The sequence below is a fragment of the Candidatus Syntrophosphaera sp. genome (genome assembly GCA_019429425.1).
Classification (GTDB): Bacteria; Cloacimonadota; Cloacimonadia; order Cloacimonadales; family Cloacimonadaceae; genus Syntrophosphaera.
In genome coordinates this window covers 1-20,926 of sequence record JAHYIU010000041.1, presented here as the reverse complement: position 1 = coordinate 20,926, position 20,926 = coordinate 1, and the positions used below count along the sequence as shown (strand labels likewise).

The window sequence follows — 20,926 nt, the reverse complement described above, 5'->3', positions numbered from 1 at the left end:
CTATGGGATCAATTCCATCAATTCACCGGCCAATATCTCCTACAACCGCTTCAACCTCAATGAGAAGGGTATCCAGCTTTACGGCATCGGCAGCGCCAATCCCGCCACCGTGACTGTGGACTATAACCTGATCGAATACAGCACCCACAACGGCATCCTGGTCTCCCAAAACTCCAACGGAATCATTGAGCACAACGAGATCCGCTACAATGGCACCGGGCCGCAATACCGGGGCGCGATCCAGCTCGGAAACCAGTCTGCCGGCGGCTCCTGCAGTCCCCTCATCCAGTATAACCACATCCACCACAACTTCAAGCAGGGCATCACCGCCTGGGACATTTTGGGCGTGAACGCTATCCAGCCAGAGATTCTGAACAACCTCATCGAATACAACTTAACGGGGATCTATCTGCTGAATTCCTCCGGCTATGTGGCGGACAACGTCATCCGCCACAATTTCATTCCGGGTGATGCCAATTCCGGGGCGGGCGTGATGGTTGCAGGAGCGACCAGCCAGCCATATTTTGAGCGCAACGAGATCCATGGCAACTACACCGGATTCTACATCGGCGACAACGCCCAGCCCTGCCTGGGAAACCTGGATATATACCATGCCTGGGCGCAGGGGGAAAACCAGATCTACGCCAACATCGACGGCACCAACACCCTCCACAGCGTCTACACCTATTCCTACACCAATCCCAATATCATCATCAGGGCGGAGAACAACTATTGGGGCACCAACGATCCGGCCGAGATCGCACTCGGGATCAACGACCAGAACGACAATCCGGCCCTGCCCCTGGTGGATTTTGAGCCCTTCCTGACAGGGCAGTTGGATACCTCGGTCATTGGCAGCGTGGCCTACTATGGCGGCCTGGCCCTGGCCAACCACCGGATCCAGTTTGTGGGCGCGGATACGGGTGACATCCTGTTCGAATTCCCCATCGCCCCCGACCAGCAGTTCGATTTCTCCCTGCCCTTGTCCGAGCCGTTCCATGTGGTTGCTTTGGCAGACGTGGCGGGGACGGCACGCACCCTCTACGGCGCTGCGGGCGGGCTTTCTCAGCCGTCCAGCTTCGCCCCGGGGGATTTTGTGCCCGTGGATCTGGGCTTGATCGGGATCGAGGACGTCCTGCCGCCCCGCTATCAGGAATCAGGGCCCTCAGAACTGATCGGCTCGCGCGTCTGCTTTCCGATCCGCAACAGATTCTTCGTCTATCGTTGGGAATACATCAACTGGCTCTACGAAGAGGGGGATTATCTCTTCATCCGGCGCCACGAACGCTATCACCCGGATGGCAACCTCATCTTCAACCTGCCCGACGGGACCACCTGGGACAAGATCTCGGACATCGGCCATAACGACGCCTGGATACGCACCGAGATCCTGGATGACGCCGGAACATCGCGCCAGTCTGTGTTCCGCTGCAAGAAGGTCACCGACGACGCCCCCGTGGCGGGGAACGGCCCCAAGCAGGTTCATGACCTAATCTTCCAGACCGATGCCTCGACTTTGCAGACAATCTCCATCCGGATGCTCACCCCGGACATCAGGCGGCTCTACCATTATGCGGACGGCTTTGTCTGGCGGGCCGAGGATATCAGCACCAACGCCGGAGACCCCTACCTGCAGGAAAACATCTGGTGGGAATACCATCCCATCCCGCCGGCATATCAGCCCACCAACCTCTGCGTGGACTTTGTGGAGCACTATCTGAACAATCCCAGCTCCCTGACCCTTTACTGGCAAGCTCCGATGGATGACGGGATCCACGACTGGACCACTTACCGGATCTACAATTTTGACCAGCTTTACGCCGAAGTGCCCTTTTCACAGCAGTACTGGCATACGGATGAATTCTTCTTTCATGACAGCTACCAATTCACGGTGCGGGCCTATGACGGAACCAATGAAAGCGCCCCCACCAACGGGGTTTGGGTGACCTGGGTATCCGCAAACGACCCGGCCGCGACGCCTCCTGCGCTTTCCATCCAGCCCAACCCCGCCTCGCTTTCCCGGGACGGGGGCCTCGAGGTGATGATCAAAAGCGGCAAAGCCTTGGAAGGCCGGATCGACATTCATAACCTGCGCGGGCAATTGGTGCGCAGCATCCCGCTTTCCTCGCCGGGCGACCTTTCCTGGCGCTGGGACCTCCGCGACGCCAAGGGCAGCCTCTGCTCCTCCGGGATCTATTTCCTCAAACTCCTGCTGGACGGGGAACAGGTCCAGACCCGCAGGACGGTGCTGCTCAAGTAAAAGGTCTTCCCTTTCGCCTTCAGGCCATTTTGCTTCTATGGCAAGCTTTTTCACGGGTCACCCTCTTTTCAAGCTGCCTATCACTTGTCTATCCACTGTCTATCACTTGTCTATAATAAACAAGTGATAGACAGTGGATAGACAAGTGATTAACGCCGTCATGGGAGGATGGCCCGTCCTGAAAATGAAACTGCAAGCGAATGAAAACCGGTTTTAAACCGACCCACTCAGTTTGAAAGTGAGCTTTTTTTCTGAAGAATAAGCCAGCTATTTGATCAGGACCAGTTTCCTGACCTCGTTCACAGAGTCGGTTTGCAGGCGGTACAGATAGATCCCGGAGGGCAGGCCGCGGCTGTCGAGGCTGATCTGATGATATCCAGAAGCAAGGGTGTGGCTGGCAACCAACTGTCCACGCAGGTTGTGGACCGTGAGCAGTCCGGTTTCGCGGCTGGCGATCCGGGTTTTTATTATGGCCGCCTCACCTTTGCGGAAGGGATTGGGATAGGCGTTGTGCAAAGAGGAAAGCCCCGTTATTCCGGGAGCGAGTTCATCTTCGACCTCCACTCCGCCCGGGGAAAGTTTGGCGATAAAGATATCGCCTTCGCCGCTGCTGGTGACCTCAGTGGAACCAAAATCCGCTGTATTCCAGAAATGACCTGTCACAAAGCTGTTTCCGGCATTGTCGAGCGCGATCGCTTGGGCCCATTCACTGCTGGATCCTCCGGCCTGAACAGCCCAGATCCAGTTTCCGCCGGCACTCAGCTTGGCAACAAAGATATCTATGCTGCCGTAATGGGTCAGGTTGGTAGCCCCAAATTCGGCCGTACCACCAAATCCGCCGGTTACAAAGCTGTTTCCATTGTCATCAACACAGATGCCAAATCCATCGCCACTGTAGTTTCCGACCGCATCCGTTGCCCAGAGCCAGTTTCCGGCAGCACCCAATTTGGCAGCGAAGATGCTGCCGCTACCGCCTCCAGTGAGATTTGTGTTCCCAAAATCGGCCGGTCCGTAAAAGATGCCGGTCACATAGCAATTTCCGTTGCTGTCGCTGGCTATGCCATAGCCATAATCCCCATAGACATCGGGAGAACCAGATTCTCCGGCGCGATTGGCCCAGATCCAATTGCCTCCCGCGTTCAGACCGGCAACGAAGATATCGCCCGTGGAACCGTTGGCAGTGAGACTTATGGAGCCAAACTGGGCAGTATCAGCGAAACCGCCGGTAACGAAGCAATTTCCGCCGCCGTCGGTGGCGATGCCATAGCCAGTTTCATCGTTGGGCCCGCCGGCACTTTCAGCCCAGATCCATTCGCCGCTCGTATCCAGCTTGGCGACAAACACATCCCGGTATCCACTGCTGACCAGGGATAGGGAGCCAAAATCGGCGGTTCCCATAAAAAAACCGGTGAGGTAACAGTTTCCATTGCTGTCGTGGGTTATGCCGTAACCATGGTCAAGCAAAGACCCGCCAGCGCGTTTTGCCCAGAGCCAGTTTCCGTCCGCGTCCAGCTTGGCGACGAAAATATCGGCCGAGAAGGAGTCGCTGGTCAGAGTGGTGGCGCCGAAATCGGCAGTGAACATGAAATAGCCGGTAATGTAAGAGTTGCCAGTGTTGTCGGTGCTTATGCCATAGCCAAAATCCGGCATCAGTCCACCGGCGCGTCTGGCCCAGATCCAGTTTCCACTTGGGCCAAGCTTGGCCACGAAGATGTCACTGCTGCCGGCTGAAGTGAGGGTGAGGTCGCCAAAAGTGACGCTTTCCTCAAAATAGCCAATGACATAGCTGTTTCCCGCGGAATCGGTGGAGACGCCATATCCCACATCATATTCAGTGCTGCCGGTGCTTTCAACCCAAAGCCAATCAGGTGCTTGAGCTGAAAGAAGGGTTGCACAGCAGATCAGGGCAACGCTAAGTAAAATTCCTTTCAAATGGTGCATTGTTCCTCCCCTAAAGATATTAAAATAACAAATGACATAATTGGTTTTAGTAATCATCTGTCAAGGAATAAATGCCTTTATGCTGTGTCCGTTGAGAGGCACGCCACATATCAGGGCTGGATTGAAAGGAATCCAAGCGTAATGCCCTTAGCTTGATGGCAACCATTTTGGACCATTTCTTGGAGTATGCCAAACCCGGCCGATAGATTCCCGGAAAATAGTTCTCTACCTTCAGCAGAAAATGCTTGACATCATCTGAAGAGACCACAAACAGGTAATTGCGTGGCGTAATCTTACAAAAATGCACTGCCCCGCACTCATACCGATAAGGTATGCATTGATCTTTTATCGTGCTAAATTTAGATTTGGAAGTTTGTTAAGGACGGGCCTGATAACCAGGTTCACCGCTCCGGGAGTCCGTGTCTTGTTTGAGGCAATTTCTTGCTCCGGGTTCCAACCGTTCGAAATTATTCTGCCGCTGCCCTCAAGCGTGCGGCACCTTACCTGAAAACCATAAAAAAACATAGAACAAGGAGCAACAATGAAAGCTTTGCTATTGACCCTTGCCGTTCTGCTGCTGGCCATGAGCCTGGCTGCGGAAACGAAGACCTGGACTGGCGCGGACACTATCATGGACTGGGGCCGCGCCGCCAACTGGAACCCGCCCGGAGTGCCCACCGCCTCTGACGACGTGATCATTCCCAGCGGTTTGACCGGTTATCCCTCCACCATGTTCAACGCGGGAGTCTGCAACAACCTGACCATCCAATCCGGGGCCCGGGTGACGGTGAGCAGCAACCACCTGACCGTAAACGGCGCCATGACCAACAGCGGCGAACTGCGCATGACCAGTGCCAACGGGCAGCTCACCGTGTATGGGACCCTGACCTGGGGAAGCGGTTCCTTTGCCACCATCACCAACCAGTCGGCCACCCTCAATCTGCGCAGCCACGTGACCTTTGCCAGCGGCTCCAACGTGGTCATGGCCATGGGCAATCTCAATTTTACGGGCAGCACCTGGAGTTATCTGGAAAACCACGGCTTCTATCCCGAACTCAACAACGTGACCGTGTCCAAGACAGGAGGAGCGGCGCTGGCCTTCAGTGCCAACTCCTTAGCGAGTTCCAATGTGATGATATACGGCGATTTCATCGTCAACGAAGGCAGCAACGCCTATCATTACTTCTCTGGCGGGACCAGCCTGATGGGTGATCTGATAGACCACAACTACGGGGCGATGACCACGGGGGTGCGCTTTAACAGCGGTACACTGTTAATGCAAGGTTTCCAGCAGAACATATCGCTGCCAGGCAGCAATGCCTATCTCAACAACCTGAGAATAGTATGGAACGCTTCTGTCACCCTGCTCACCGATCTGACCCTGCGCGGCAATCTGTACTTAGGCTTCGGCAGCCTGAACGGCAACCAGAAAAACATCACCATTGCCGGCGACTGGGAGAGTACGTATCCGGAACGTTTTGCGCACAGTGGGACCCGGGTCACCTTCAACGGCGAGGGCGACCAGTGGTGCCTGTCTGAGGAGGAATTTGCCTCCCTCTGGGTGGACAAGCCATCCGGCAACCTGAAGATCAACGCGAACGTCAGTTGCGAATCCTATGCCTGGGTCTCCGGCGGAGTCGAAGTTGTCAACGGCGCCACCTTCACCGTCTCCAGCCTGCTCACCACAGGCATCCGCGGCAATTGGAGCGTTGCCTACGGTAGCACGGTCGACCTCCATAATCCCGGCGCTTCGATCAACCTGAACGGCAACCTGACCATCAACGGCACTTTCAACGTCTACGGCGGAAACAACGATTCGAGCTGGGCCAACGCGGCCAACACCTCGGTGACCATCGATTCTGAAGGCATCCTGGATTTCAAGGACCGCGGCATCGCCATACCCAACAATTCCTTTACCCTGAGCGTCACCATGGGCGTCAACAGCTCGATCAGGACCGTGGGTTCGCTAAACCTGTCCCGGAACAACTTCAGCTTCAACGGCGGAATAGTGCGGTTTTACGGAGACACGACCACCTGGCTGCTGGCCTCCTCGACCTCCACCCTGCCCGGCCTGCAGGTGCAAAAAGGGACCGGAGCGCTGGCCTGCCTAAGCGACCTGACCCTGACGGGCCACCTCCACCTGCTGACCGGCACCCTGCAAAGCTCCACCTACCTGAATGTGGCCGGAAACTGGATCAATTACGCCGGCGCGTCGGCCTTTGTTCCGGGCGGCACGGTGACCTTCAACGGCAGCGGGAACCACTATGTGAGCGGAACCACCAATTTCGGGATGCTGCAGTTGAACAAAACCGGCACCATGTCTTTCCCAGCCGGGAGCACCGTCACCTGCGGCAGTTACAGATGGCTGGCCGGCACCCTGTCTGTGACCGGCGGCAGCTTCACCGCGCAGGACCTCTACGGCCTGGGGATCGAGGGCAACCTCGAAATCAGCGCGGGAACGGTCCATATTTATCAGGACCCGAACAACTATCTGGACCTCAAGGGCAATCTGAACATCAGCGGCGGCGAGCTGCACCTGCATGGCGGCTTGGCCGAATCATGGTTCCCCTGGGGCAACGACACCAGCCTGATCATGAGCGACGGCCTGCTCCAGTTTCACGACCATGACGTCATGATCTCCAATATCCCTCTCAACTTCAATTGCTACATCACCGGCGGCACCATCAAGATCCCCGGCAGCCTGACCATCCTGCGCCAGGATTTCACTCCCTACGGTGGTATAGTAGAACTCTATGGCAGCGCCGATGCCACTATCTCCATAGCCCCTAACTCCCGTTTGGAACACCTGAACATCAATAAGACCGCCAGCCGCGATGAGGATGCTGATCAGAGCTGGGTCCGCACCAACCGCGAGGGAGAAAGGATCGAGACGACCAGGGCCAGAACCGTAACCTGCGCCACCAACATCACCCTGCGTGGCAATTTCTCCATCTACAACGGCTGGTTCATCGCCCCGCCGAATCTGAGGGTTGGCGGCAGTTGGAACAACACTGTGGGCCCGGACGCCTTTGTGGAAGGGACTGGCACGGTGATCTTTTACACCGATTCCATCAGCAATTGCCACGGCGAAACCTTCAACGTCCTGGAACTGGCCAAACACCCGGATAACGGCTATCTGGGGTTCCCCGCCGGCAGCGAAGTGACCTGTGCCAGCTATCTCTGGAACTCCGGCTGGCTGCAGGTGAGTGGCGGCAGCTTCACCGCCCTGGATTTCCCAGGTCAGGAACTGAACGGCAACTACCTGCTGACAGACGGGACCATCAACCTGCATCAGGACACGGATTCAGACTTCCATCTGAATGGCCGGCTGAGCGTCTCCGGCGGAGTTCTGAACGTCTCCGGTGGTATACCGAATCTCTACATGTATTGGCCTACCGCCAGTGGAAACAGCGTCATCCAGACCGGGGGACAGATCCATGTCCACCACGCTTTATGGTTTGAAAGCTTGGACAATACCACAGTCAACCTCAGTGGGGGCATACTCTTTGTTAAAAGCGCTCTGTGGGTGGGGCGTCCGAATGTTGCCTCCGGCAGTCATGTAACCAGGTTTGAAGAAGATATTGACCAGCACTTGAATATGTCGACAGGTTGCAGCCTCCGCAACGTCTGGATCAATAAATCCGATCCCTATAAGGTCATTATCAGTTATTTAAATGGCAACATCATTACCGGGGGTCTCACGATCCTGGGAGGAGGCCTGAAACTTCAAGGGGCGGTGCATCTGAACGTCGAAGGGCTTTTTAACGTTTCAAACGCCTTTGTTGAAATGACTAACTCCGCCGCCGTGATCGAATGCAGCAGCATTTACTGGGTCACTGGCTCAACCGCCGCTTTCACTGCCGGCACGCTGCTGGTGCACACGGGCTTGCGCTTCACCTCCGACGCGAATATCGACCTGCCCTCCACCGTCGACGTCAGGCTGGAAAACAGCTCGGAGCACGTGCTTGTTTCTCCCTGGATATCCGGAACCATGGATCTCCGGCTGGGAAACCTGATCATCGGCTCTCCTTCCGTGCCAACCGAGGTTCGCATCGATCCCAACCAATACAACAACCTGAGTGTTCTGCTTTCCGGAGAACTGAGGGTTAACGCGGGATCCAGGCTCATCACCTATGAGTCCGGCCTGGAGGTGGATGGCGAACTGTACCTTGATGGCTGGCTGGACATGAACGGAGAGAGCACCACGACCGTTCACGGCAGGCCAAGCTTCACCGCAAGCTCGAAACTGTCCATCACCAACAACGGGACCTTCCTTTGCGACCAGCAAGTCGGCAGCATGCAGATAAACTTTTCTGGCATCCTGGAGCTGACTTCCGGCACCCTGGACATGGAGCCTTACATCCTGATCTTTATCAGCGGCGCGCAAACAGACATCAGCGGCGGAACCATCATATGCCGAAATCTGCTGGCCTCAGCCTCCAACGTGTTCCAACCTTCTGACGGAACAGTTATCTTGAGGAACAACGATTTAATCTATCATCAGAACATAAATTTTTTGGACGATAGCAACTGGTTTCACAACCTGGTTCTCGACTTGAACGAGCGGAGTGTGTTGGCACGGGATTTGGTCGTCAACGGCAATATCATCCTGGAAAGAGCCTCTCTGGACCTGGACGATCAGACCCTGCACTGCCACGGCCACATAGACATCAACGCAGATACGATTTTTTACATGGGTCCCGGTTCCCAACTCCATATGGACGACGCCAAATACATCAGCATAAACATGGGCGGAAAATGGAAAAGCACGGGAATCTACGACCAGTCTGCATGGGTTACCAGTTCCACGGGCTACTACGATTTCTATGTGCAAAACGGCGGCTTGATCGAAGCCAAGCACACGACCTTCGAAAAGATGGGCATCCAGGGCCTCTATCTGAAACTTGGCTCCCAAGTGCAGGGGGATAACCAGTTCCTGAACTGCCGGTTCAGATACGGCCATCCGGACGGCAGCCTGCTGAGCATCAACAACGTCCAGAACCTTGGCCTTTTGAATGTGGACTTTCCCTTCAACACCTCGGGCAGCGCCTACAACGTCTACAAGATGAACAACCTGGGCTGTGTCAATTTTGCCGGTGCCACGGGACTTTTCGCCGGAGAGGCCAATGAATGTGATCTTTATGGCAAGGTCTTCTGGAGCCAGCCCACCTACGAGAGCGACCTGAGGATCCTGGAAGCCTGGTGGGATGAACCCACGGCCGAACTGGGCGAAACCCGCAACCTGGTTGTCACCGTCCTCAACGACGGTTATCATACGGCGGATGCGATCTTGCTGCGGGCCTATTACGACCTGCCCCAGGCCCCGTTCTCCGGGCAGCCGGGAGACCAGCAGATGCTGGTGAGCTTGATGCTGCCTTCCGTGCCGCGTACCGTGTCGTTTGAAGTTACGAACAACGATCCGGGAACCCTGGGCCTGTGGAATTCCTGGCTCATGATCAATCCGGACAACAACTTCAGCGAAGCCGATTACTCAAACAACGCCTTCGGGCCCGTCAACATCACCTGGACCGGCGAGGCCGGCCTCAATCCCGTCACGATCACCCAGTTCTACCTGGACGGCTCGCAAAACCCTGTCCTGGTCTGGCAGCACGACGATCCGCCCGGAGTCTCCTTCAACATCTACCGCAGCACGGACCCCTTCTTCACACCCGGCCCGGAAAACCTGCTGCACACCACCACCCTGCACCAGTACACCGATACGGCGGCTGGAGAAAGATACTTCTACCGGGTCACGGCATTCGTGGATGGACCGTAGTTTATTCGAAAACAAGATAAGCGGGGAAGCGCTTTTTGCGCCTCCCCTTTTTTCTGCTCCGGCGGAGTGACCCCACCCCCCTGCCGCAGAAAATTCTTGACATCATCTAAAGAGACCACAAACAGGTAATTGCGTTGCGTAATCTTACAAAAATGCACTGCCGCGCACTCATACCGATAAAGTATGCATTGATCTTTTATCGTGCTAAATTTAGATTTGGAAGTTTGTTAAGGACGGGCCTGATAACCAGGTTCACCGCGCCGGGAGTCCCTGTCTTGTTTCAGACAACATTATGCTCCGGGTTCCAATAGTTCGAAAGTGTTCTGCCGCTGCCCTCAAGCGTCCGGCACCTTACCTGAAAACCATAAAAAAACATAGAACAAGGAGCAACAATGAAAGCTTTGCTATTGACCCTTGCCGTTCTGCTGCTGGCCATGAGCCTGGCTGCGGAAACCAAAACCTGGACTGGCGCGGACACTATCATGGACTGGGGCCGCGCCGCCAACTGGAACCCGCCCGGAGTGCCCACCGCCTCCGACGACGTGATCATTCCCAGTGGTTTGGCCGGTTATCCCTCCACTATGTTCAACGCGGGAGTCTGCACCAACCTGACCATCCAATCCGGAGCCCGGGTGACGGTGAGCAGCAACCACCTCACCGTGAACGGCGCCATGACCAACAATGGCGAACTGCGCATGACCAGTGCCAACGGGCAGCTGACCGTGTATGGGACCCTGACCTGGGCAAGCGGTTCCACAGCCAACATCACCAACGCGTCGGCAACCATCAACTGCCGGAGCCACATTACTTTCGCCAGTGGCTCCAACGTGGTCATGACCATGGGCTACCTCAATTTTCCGGGCACGACCTGGAGCTATCTGGAAAACCACAGCGCCGCCACCCAACTCAACACCGTGACCGTGGCCAAGACCGGAGGAGCGGCGCTGGCCTTCAGTTCCAGTTCCACCCAGGCTTTGACCATCAACGGCCATTTCATCGTCAACGAAGGCAGCAACGCCTACCATTACTACACCGGCAGCACCAACCTCAAGGGCGATCTCTGGGACCACAACTACGGGACGATGACCACTGGGGTGCGCTTCAACAGCGGCACTCTGGTGATGCAGGGTGACGAGCAGGACATCCAACTGCCCTGCACCAACGCCTATGTCCGCAACCTGACCCTGCAGCCCGAAACTTCCGTGACCCTGCTGACCAACGTTACTGTGAAAGGCACTCTGCGCCTGGAAAGCGGGATCCTGGACGCCAACCAGAAATACCTCACGATTGGTGGCGACTGGCGCAACACGGTGGGCCCCGCGGCCTTTCTGCACAGTTGGACCCGGGTCACCTTCAACGGCACGGGCGACCAGATCTGCGTGTTCCCGGAGGAATTTGCCAGCCTGTGGGTCGACAAACCTTCCGGCAACCTGAAGATTAACGCCAATGCCAGCTGCGAAGCCTATTCCTGGGTCTCTGGCGGCATCGAGGTCATCAACGGCGCCACCTTCACCGTCTCCAGCCTGCTCACCACAGGCATCCGCGGCAATTGGAGCGTTGCCTACGGCAGCACGGTCGACCTCCATAATCCCGGCGCCTCGATCAACCTGAACGGCAACCTGACCATCAACGGCACCTTCAACGTCTACGGCGGAAACAACGATTCGAGCTGGGCCAACGCGGCCAACACCTCGGTGACCATCGATTCCGAAGGCATCCTGGATTTCAAGGACCGCGGCATCGCCATACCCAACAATTCCTTTGTCCTTAGCGTCACCATGGGCGTCAACAGCTCGATCAGGACCGTGGGTTCGCTAAACCTGTCCCGGAACAACTTCAGCTTCAACGGCGGAATAGTGCGGTTTTACGGCAATACGACCACCTGGCTGCTGGCCTCCTCGACCTCCACCCTGCCCGGCCTGCAGGTGCAAAAAGGGACCGGAGCGCTGGCCTGCCTAAGCGACCTGACCCTTACCGGCCACCTCCACCTGCTGACCGGCACCCTGCAAAGCTCCACCTACCTGAATGTGGCCGGAAACTGGATCAATTACGCCGGCGCGTCGGCCTTTGTTCCGGGCGGCACGGTGACCTTCAACGGCAGCGGGAACCACTATGTGAGCGGAACCACCAATTTCGGGATGCTGCAGTTGAACAAAACCGGCACCATGTCTTTCCCAGCCGGGAGCACCGTCACCTGCGGCAGTTACAGATGGCTGGCCGGCACCCTGTCTGTGACCGGCGGCAGCTTCACCGCGCAGGACCTCTACGGCCTGGGGATCGAGGGCAACCTCGAAATCAGCGCGGGAACGGTCCATATTTATCAGGACCCGAACAACTATCTGGACCTCAAGGGCAATCTGAACATCAGCGGCGGCGAGCTGCACCTGCATGGCGGCTTGGCCGAATCATGGTTCCCCTGGGGCAACGACACCAGCCTGATCATGAGCGACGGCCTGCTCCAGTTTCACGACCATGACGTCATGATCTCCAATATCCCTCTCAACTTCAATTGCTACATCACCGGCGGCACCATCAAGATCCCCGGCAGCCTGACCATCCTGCGCCAGGATTTCACTCCCTACGGTGGTATAGTAGAACTCTATGGCAGCGCCGATGCCACTATCTCCATAGCCCCTAACTCCCGTTTGGAACACCTGAACATCAATAAGACCGCCAGCCGCGATGAGGATGCTGATCAGAGCTGGGTCCGCACCAACCGCGAGGGAGAAAGGATCGAGACGACCAGGGCCAGAACCGTAACCTGCGCCACCAACATCACCCTGCGTGGCAATTTCTCCATCTACAACGGCTGGTTCATCGCCCCGCCGAATCTGAGGGTTGGCGGCAGTTGGAACAACACTGTGGGCCCGGACGCCTTTGTGGAAGGGACTGGCACGGTGATCTTTTACACCGATTCCATCAGCAATTGCCACGGCGAAACCTTCAACGTCCTGGAACTGGCCAAACACCCGGATAACGGCTATCTGGGGTTCCCCGCCGGCAGCGAAGTGACCTGTGCCAGCTATCTCTGGAACTCCGGCTGGCTGCAGGTGAGTGGCGGCAGCTTCACCGCCCTGGATTTCCCAGGTCAGGAACTGAACGGCAACTACCTGCTGACAGACGGGACCATCAACCTGCATCAGGACACGGATTCAGACTTCCATCTGAATGGCCGGCTGAGCGTCTCCGGCGGAGTTCTGAACGTCTCCGGTGGTATACCGAATCTCTACATGTATTGGCCTACCGCCAGTGGAAACAGCGTCATCCAGACCGGGGGACAGATCCATGTCCACCACGCTTTATGGTTTGAAAGCTTGGACAATACCACAGTCAACCTCAGTGGGGGCATACTCTTTGTTAAAAGCGCTCTGTGGGTGGGGCGTCCGAATGTTGCCTCCGGCAGTCATGTAACCAGGTTTGAAGAAGATATTGACCAGCACTTGAATATGTCGACAGGTTGCAGCCTCCGCAACGTCTGGATCAATAAATCCGATCCCTATAAGGTCATTATCAGTTATTTAAATGGCAACATCATTACCGGGGGTCTCACGATCCTGGGAGGAGGCCTGAAACTTCAAGGGGCGGTGCATCTGAACGTCGAAGGGCTTTTTAACGTTTCAAACGCCTTTGTTGAAATGACTAACTCCGCCGCCGTGATCGAATGCAGCAGCATTTACTGGGTCACTGGCTCAACCGCCGCTTTCACTGCCGGCACGCTGCTGGTGCACACGGGCTTGCGCTTCACCTCCGACGCGAATATCGACCTGCCCTCCACCGTCGACGTCAGGCTGGAAAACAGCTCGGAGCACGTGCTTGTTTCTCCCTGGATATCCGGAACCATGGATCTCCGGCTGGGAAACCTGATCATCGGCTCTCCTTCCGTGCCAACCGAGGTTCGCATCGATCCCAACCAATACAACAACCTGAGTGTTCTGCTTTCCGGAGAACTGAGGGTTAACGCGGGATCCAGGCTCATCACCTATGAGTCCGGCCTGGAGGTGGATGGCGAACTGTACCTTGATGGCTGGCTGGACATGAACGGAGAGAGCACCACGACCGTTCACGGCAGGCCAAGCTTCACCGCAAGCTCGAAACTGTCCATCACCAACAACGGGACCTTCCTTTGCGACCAGCAAGTCGGCAGCATGCAGATAAACTTTTCTGGCATCCTGGAGCTGACTTCCGGCACCCTGGACATGGAGCCTTACATCCTGATCTTTATCAGCGGCGCGCAAACAGACATCAGCGGCGGAACCATCATATGCCGAAATCTGCTGGCCTCAGCCTCCAACGTGTTCCAACCTTCTGACGGAACAGTTATCTTGAGGAACAACGATTTAATCTATCATCAGAACATAAATTTTTTGGACGATAGCAACTGGTTTCACAACCTGGTTCTCGACTTGAACGAGCGGAGTGTGTTGGCACGGGATTTGGTCGTCAACGGCAATATCATCCTGGAAAGAGCCTCTCTGGACCTGGACGATCAGACCCTGCACTGCCACGGCCACATAGACATCAACGCAGATACGATTTTTTACATGGGTCCCGGTTCCCAACTCCATATGGACGACGCCAAATACATCAGCATAAACATGGGCGGAAAATGGAAAAGCACGGGAATCTACGACCAGTCTGCATGGGTTACCAGTTCCACGGGCTACTACGATTTCTATGTGCAAAACGGCGGCTTGATCGAAGCCAAGCACACGACCTTCGAAAAGATGGGCATCCAGGGCCTCTATCTGAAACTTGGCTCCCAAGTGCAGGGGGATAACCAGTTCCTGAACTGCCGGTTCAGATACGGCCATCCGGACGGCAGCCTGCTGACCATCAACAACACCCAGAACCTTGGCCTTTTGAATGTGGACTTTCCCTCCAACACCTGGGGCAGCGCCTACAACGTCTACAAGATGAACAACCGGGGCTGTGTCAATTTTGCCGGTGCCACGGGACTTTTCGCCGGAGAGGCCAATGAATGTGATCCTTATGGCAAGGTCTTCTGGAGCCAGCCCACCTACGTGAGCGACCTGAGGATCCTGGACGCCTGGTGGAATGAACCCACTGCTGAACTGGGCGAAACCCGCTTCCTGCGGGTTATCATCCTCAACGACGGTTTGCAGGCGGCGGATGGAATCGTGCTGCGTGCCTATTACGACCTGCCCCAGGCCCCGGTCTCCGGGCAGCAGGGAGACCAGCAGACGCAGATGAGCTTGGTGCTGCCTTCCGTGCCGCGTACCGTGTCGTTTGAAGTTACGAACAACGATCCGGGAACCCTTGGCCTGTGGAATTCCTGGCTCAGGATCAATCCGGACAACAACTTCAGCGAAGCCGATTACTCAAACAACGCCTTCGGGCCCGTCAACATCACCTGGACCGGCGAGGCCGGCCTCAACCCCGTCACGATCACCCAGTTCTACCTGGATGGCTCGCAAAACCCTGTCCTGGTCTGGCAGCACGACGACCCGCCCGGAGTTTCCTTCAACATCTATCGCAGCAGCGATCCCTTCTTCACACCCGGCCCGGAAAACCTGCTGCACACCACCACCCTGCACCAGTACACCGATACGGCGGCGGGAGAAAGATACTTCTACCGCGTGACGGCCGTGCTCGAATAGACGAGGCCGGACCCGCAACAAGAGCTGTGGGGGCCCGCGATCCGCGGGTCCCCCTTTTTTCGGGTGACCATTTCTCCCTGGAGGTGGCGCGGCAATGGCTGGGGAGAAATGCACAGCTATGCTCGGAAAACGGAACATATCCAGGGTCGCGGCTCTTCCGGAAACCTGCCCCAGGAGCGCGGGACTTCTGATAAGTTTGGCATCAAATCAATATCGGAGCAACAGGTCATATCGCTGACCTGTTAATATATTAAGTCCAATTTTTATCAGGTTGTTAGGCGGCAAACGAATGCTTCCCGCCCAATCAAGAACCATAAGCATTGGTGGAAAGTCTTTTTTAACAGGCGCTTTTGTCCCTTGCCAAATATCGCTCACCGTCAAAATGTATAAGTTAAATAGCCACTATTTTTCTTGACACAGTTTTGGTGGCCGCCATTGTGGTTTCAGAGTCAAATTGGGAAAGATATAGTTCTAACAACCGGCATGCTTAAAGCAGGGTCAAAGGAGCAGTCATGAAGGCGATAGCGATCTTGGCAATGATCTTGAGTTTTGTTGCCCTGAGCGGGGTAATGGCATCCAGCCAGTCCTCTGATCTGAGCCCACCCGGATATGACAGCGGCGAGAATTTTGCCGCGGAGACCGGAGATGGTTCCCAACTTCAAAGGCAAACCAACACCTGGACCGGGATGGTGAGCACGAACTGGCATTCATCCTCGAACTGGAGCCTGAATCATGTTCCCACCAGTTCCGAAACTGTCGTAGTCCCGGGTTCCTTGACCCGTTATCCAGTGGTGTCCGGCACCGCGGTCTGTTATTCCCTGACGGTGAACAGCGGCGCCAGCATCACCATCAGCACCGATCAACTGACGGTGCACACCAATTTCACCAACCACGGCCTCCTGGCCATGACCTCCAGTTCCGCCAATCTGCAGGTCAACCAATCACTGTTCTTTGAAAGCGGCTCCAGCACGAATATCACCGCCGATGCCTGGATCCGGGTGCAGTTGAATGTGGAGTTCAACGCGGGATCGAATGTGAACATGGCCAACGGCAACCTGGCATTTTGGGCCGCCGGCAATTCCTCCATCCGCACCCGGAGCAGCACCACGATCAACCACCTGTGGTCTGCCAAGTCGGCAGGCAGTTTTGCCAGCATCAGCAACGTCTCCACCCACGATCTGACCATCAACGGCAATATCAATGTGGAGGTCGGCAGCGCTCTTTATCATCCCTATAGCGGATACACCTACCTGAAGGGCGATATTGCCGTGGGCGCCTCCGGGATCGTCAATTTCAACGCCGGCGCCCTGGCCTTTACCGGTAACACGGATTCAAGGATCTGGCTGGAGCCAGACAACTATTTACACAACGTTGTGGTTCTCAAGGATGCCGGGGCTTACGTAAGATTGCGTTCCAACATAAATGTGCGGAATCTCTCCATCCAGAGCGGGATCTTGACGCCTCTGTACTCCTACACCACGGGAGGCTGGCCGCCAATATTGGTAACCATAGCCTACAACATCACCTTGCGCGGCAATTGGACCAACAATGCCGGGCCGGATAATTTTGCCCAAGGCAGCGGCTCATACTCTTCGCGGGTGACCTTGACCGGCACCGCGAACCAGACCATCGGGACGGAGACCTTCGCCATCCTGGAGTTGGACAAGAGCGGCGGCGCGATGCTGATCCCCTCGGGGTCAAATGTCACCTGCGCCTCCTATGACTGGACCCAGGGCGCCTATTCGGTGACGGGAGGGACCTTCACCGCGCTGGATCTGGCCGATCCCGGGATCTTCGGCACCATCACCCTTAGTTCCGGGACCATCAACTACCATCAGGATGACGCATCCTGGATTGACCTGAATGCCAACCTCACCATCAGCGGCGGCACTTTCAACGTGATGGGCGGGAACAGTCCGAGCTATTTCTCCTATCTCAGTACCGCCACCCTGAACATGAGCGGTGGAGTTTTGGACTTTCATGACGAGTCCATAGAAATCCATTATGTATTCAACCACAACATCACCAGCGGCACGATCCGCACCTCAAGGAGCTTCCGCGTCTATCGCAACGATTTTAATCCCAGCGGCGGTACCATCGAACTCTACGGCAGCGCGGACGCCTCTTTGCTCAATACGGCCGGCAGCAATTTTCACAACCTGACGATCAATAAATCCGCCATGCGGGAGGAACCGGAACACGGGCAACCGGAATGGGAAACCCTGCGCGACGGCAGCCAACGACTCCTGACCCGGGCCAACACCGTCACAGCCAGCGGACCGGTCAAAGTCAATTATACCTTTAGCATCCAGGCCGGCACCTTCAACGCCCCGGACCTGATGACAGTAAGGAGGAACTGGAGCCGCAGCGCGGGCACCACCTTCAACCCCGGCAGCGGAAAAGTGGTCTTTGACGGCAACATAACCAGCTATATCTACGCGAATGAGACCTTCAACGAGCTGGAATTGAACAAAAGCTCCAACACCAACAGGTTGTATGTCCAATCCGCCAGAAGCCTGACCTGCAACTCCTATGACTGGACCCAGGGGGCGCTGTATGTCACGGGAGGCACCTTCACCGCCCTCGACCTGGTGGATAACGGGATCTACGGCGTCATCAACCTGACTTCCGGCACCATCAACTACCATCAGGGAACAAGCACGGGTTCCTGGGTTGACCTGAATGCCGACCTCACCATCAGCGGCGGGACCTTCAACATCCATGGCGGCAGCACCATGGCTGTATTCTCCTATTCCAGCCCGGCCACGCTGACCATGAGCGGCGGCGTCCTCGATTACAAGAACCAGGGTATAACGATTTCCGCCTCCTTTGCCTTCGACCACGACATCACCGGCGGCACGATCCGCACCGCCCGGGCTTTCCGCGTGCAAAGAAACGACTTTCAGCCCGCGGGCGGAACCATCGAACTCTACGGCAGCCTGGATTCCTTGCTGGAAAATACCAGCGGCAGTTTCCTGCGGACCGTTATCATCAACAAAGCTGCCTCGCGCGACGGAGAGCCTGAAGCGGGCTTTTCGGATTGGGAAACTGACCGCCAAGGCAACCGCGTCCCTCTGACCCGGGCCAATACGATCACGGGAATGGGGCCCCTGTACATCCATGATCTCAATCTGCAGACGGGGACCTTCACCGCGCCGGAGAACACGACTATCACAAGCAGCTGGGCCAAAGCAACCGCCGCCGCCTTCAATCATGGGAATGGGACCGTCGCATTCGTTATTGGATTACAAACGGTTGAGGGCAACAACCACTTCCATGACGTAACCAAGACCTCGGGTAGCACCCTCAACTTCAATGGTCCCACAACCATCAGCGGGACCCTGACCGTCGGTACTGGAAGATTTGTGAATTTCAACGCCGCTGCCGACCTGGCGACAGTCCTCAACTCCAGCTCCGACGGCTATCTGTCATTCTATGGAACCAACGTTTCCACCATCGAGTCCTACACGGGAGGCGGACGCCTGCGCTGCTATACCCAGAGCCAGGTCACCGTCAGCGACCTCACCCAGAACGGGCTGTATGGCACCTATGTCGTGAACATGGCTGTTCTGGACATCCATCAGGATTCCGCCAGCTACATCGACCTCAATGGGTCGGTGTACCTTTTGAACGCCGGTGTCATCAACCTCTGGGGCGGAATGGACGACTGCTGGATCGGCTACAATGGAAACGTCACCTTCCAAATGAGCAGCGGGCAGTTCAACGTCAAGGACCGCGGGATCTATATCGGAACCAGCAACGATGTCAGTTTCGACATCAGCGGCGGGTCCATCCGGGCCAACGGCTGCTGGCATGACAACCGTGGCAACTTCCAACCCACGGGCGGAATGGTCGAACTGACCGGCTCGGCGGACACCTATCTGACCCAGCATCCCAACAGTTGGTTCTGGAATCTGCAAATCAATAAAAGCTCCTCCCGCGAGGAGAAAGGGCCGGAGTTCATCACCCGCCGCGACGGTAGCGTCATCCCCATCGTGCGCGCCAACAATCTCACCCTCAACGCCTGCACCGTCAAGGATGGCCTGACCGTCGCGGCCGCCAACGTGGTGACCCTGGCCGGAACCTTGACCAGCCTAAACGCCGGATTGATCAACATCATCAACGGAACGCTGGATGTCAACGAACAGACAGTCATCAGCACCGGCAACGTGCAGATGCTTGGGGTGTTGAAGCTGGGCGCGGGATCCTCGCTGCGCCTCGCAAACGGCAAAAGCCTGACCGTCTACACCGGCGGGACCCTGGAAACGATCGGCACCGCGGCCCAGGCCGCCACCATAACCCGCCACGTTTCGGGGAACTATGCCCTCAACCTCGAGAGCAATGGCACCATCTCCGCCGCCCACACCATCTTCGAATACATGGACGGTTCCGGGGTCAACATCAAAGACGGCGCCTTCGTCCACACCACCAACCGGCTCAACAATTGCACCTTCAGAAACGGCGCCAGCGGCGGCAGGTTGCTGACCATCAACAACGCCCAGAATTTCACCATCGACGGAGCCTATTTCCCCACCAACACCTGGGGCGGGGCCTACAACGTCTCCAAGACCGCGAACCAGGGCAGCGTCATGTTCGCCGGCTGGAGCGGCCCCTTTGGCGGCCCGGCCTTCGAACAGGACAGCCACAACCTCATCTGGTGGGAGGGAACCGGCGTTCCGCCCATTGCCGATCTGGCCATCAGCTACATCCCGGCGACCAACAGGATCCAGCTCGACTGGAGCTATCCCCTGATGACCACCGGATTCAAGATCTATCGCAGCACCGCGCCTGACGGGGCCTTCACCCTGGTGGGCACAACCACCAGTAACACCTGGTCCCAGATCGTGCCCGGCGATATCTATTTCTACCGCGTCACGGCCGTGGTTCCCTGATAACTGGGGCCGCCTGAGCCCGAAACCAGGTTGATACAAGTCCAAGCCGGCCGGCGATCCGCTGCAGCGCCAACAGATCCCGGCCGGTTTGGACATTCAGGCAGGTGGCAATATTCACATAAAACGGCCTGACCGATTCCTCTATTGAAAAACCCCGCGGGCTTGGCGGCGGAGTGGAATTTGCCACCCCTCCAAGTCGCGGGATGAAAACCTGATCCACAATGTTTACATCAGAACCTTTCATTAAAGTTTTCGAAGTTCTGGCTGGCTCCCGATATCAATACGCTGTCAATACGGACTCACTACGGACTTATACAAATTCCATGTTGACAAATCATATATAGTGATTATCTTGTCTCCAAAATCTAAATACTGGAGGCGAGATGCCACGACCAAAAGACCAATCGTTGCAGGAAGTATTCCTGAAAGCGGAGCAGGC

The 20,926-nt window shown here is 56.4% G+C and carries 5 protein-coding genes; 4 read left to right on the top strand and 1 reads right to left on the bottom strand.

Annotated features, from left to right (window positions below; translation table 11 throughout):
- Nucleotides 1-2,260, top strand: a 2,260-nt coding sequence (locus tag K0B87_05695; GenBank protein MBW6514232.1) for a right-handed parallel beta-helix repeat-containing protein, incomplete at its 5' end; no start/stop codon positions are given.
- Nucleotides 2,261-2,527: 267 nt separating this feature from the next.
- Here the strand turns inward: K0B87_05695 and K0B87_05690 are convergent.
- A complete protein-coding gene (locus tag K0B87_05690) occupies nucleotides 2,528-4,201 on the bottom strand; it encodes an SBBP repeat-containing protein (protein ID MBW6514231.1) in 1,674 nt (557 codons plus the stop codon).
- Nucleotides 4,202-4,742: 541 nt separating this feature from the next.
- Between K0B87_05690 and K0B87_05685 the strand changes: the two genes are divergently transcribed.
- The 3 genes from K0B87_05685 to K0B87_05675 all read left to right on the top strand — a co-directional run bounded on the left by K0B87_05685 (nucleotide 4,743) and on the right by K0B87_05675 (nucleotide 20,487).
- Complete coding sequence (locus K0B87_05685) at nucleotides 4,743-9,977, top strand: hypothetical protein (GenBank protein MBW6514230.1); 5,235 nt, start codon at nucleotides 4,743-4,745, stop codon at nucleotides 9,975-9,977.
- A 392-nt stretch (nucleotides 9,978-10,369) separates the two neighbouring features.
- Nucleotides 10,370-15,595 carry a hypothetical protein gene (locus K0B87_05680; protein ID MBW6514229.1) on the top strand — a complete coding sequence of 1,742 codons (5,226 nt, stop codon included), beginning with the start codon at nucleotides 10,370-10,372 and terminating at the stop codon, nucleotides 15,593-15,595.
- Nucleotides 15,596-16,107: 512 nt separating this feature from the next.
- On the top strand, nucleotides 16,108-20,487 hold the full coding sequence (locus tag K0B87_05675; GenBank protein MBW6514228.1) for a hypothetical protein: 4,380 nt from the start codon (nucleotides 16,108-16,110) through the stop codon (nucleotides 20,485-20,487).
- Nucleotides 20,488-20,926: the final 439 nt, after the last annotated feature.

Excerpts from the sequence above, each read along its gene's own strand:
- K0B87_05690 (MBW6514231.1), bottom strand. The coding sequence starts at position 4,201 with ATGCACCATTTGAAAGGAATTTTACTTAGCGTTGCCCTGATCTGCTGT.
- K0B87_05680 (MBW6514229.1), top strand. The coding sequence starts at position 10,370 with ATGAAAGCTTTGCTATTGACCCTTGCCGTTCTGCTGCTGGCCATGAGC.
- K0B87_05675 (MBW6514228.1), top strand. The coding sequence starts at position 16,108 with ATGAAGGCGATAGCGATCTTGGCAATGATCTTGAGTTTTGTTGCCCTG.
- K0B87_05685 (MBW6514230.1), top strand. The coding sequence starts at position 4,743 with ATGAAAGCTTTGCTATTGACCCTTGCCGTTCTGCTGCTGGCCATGAGC.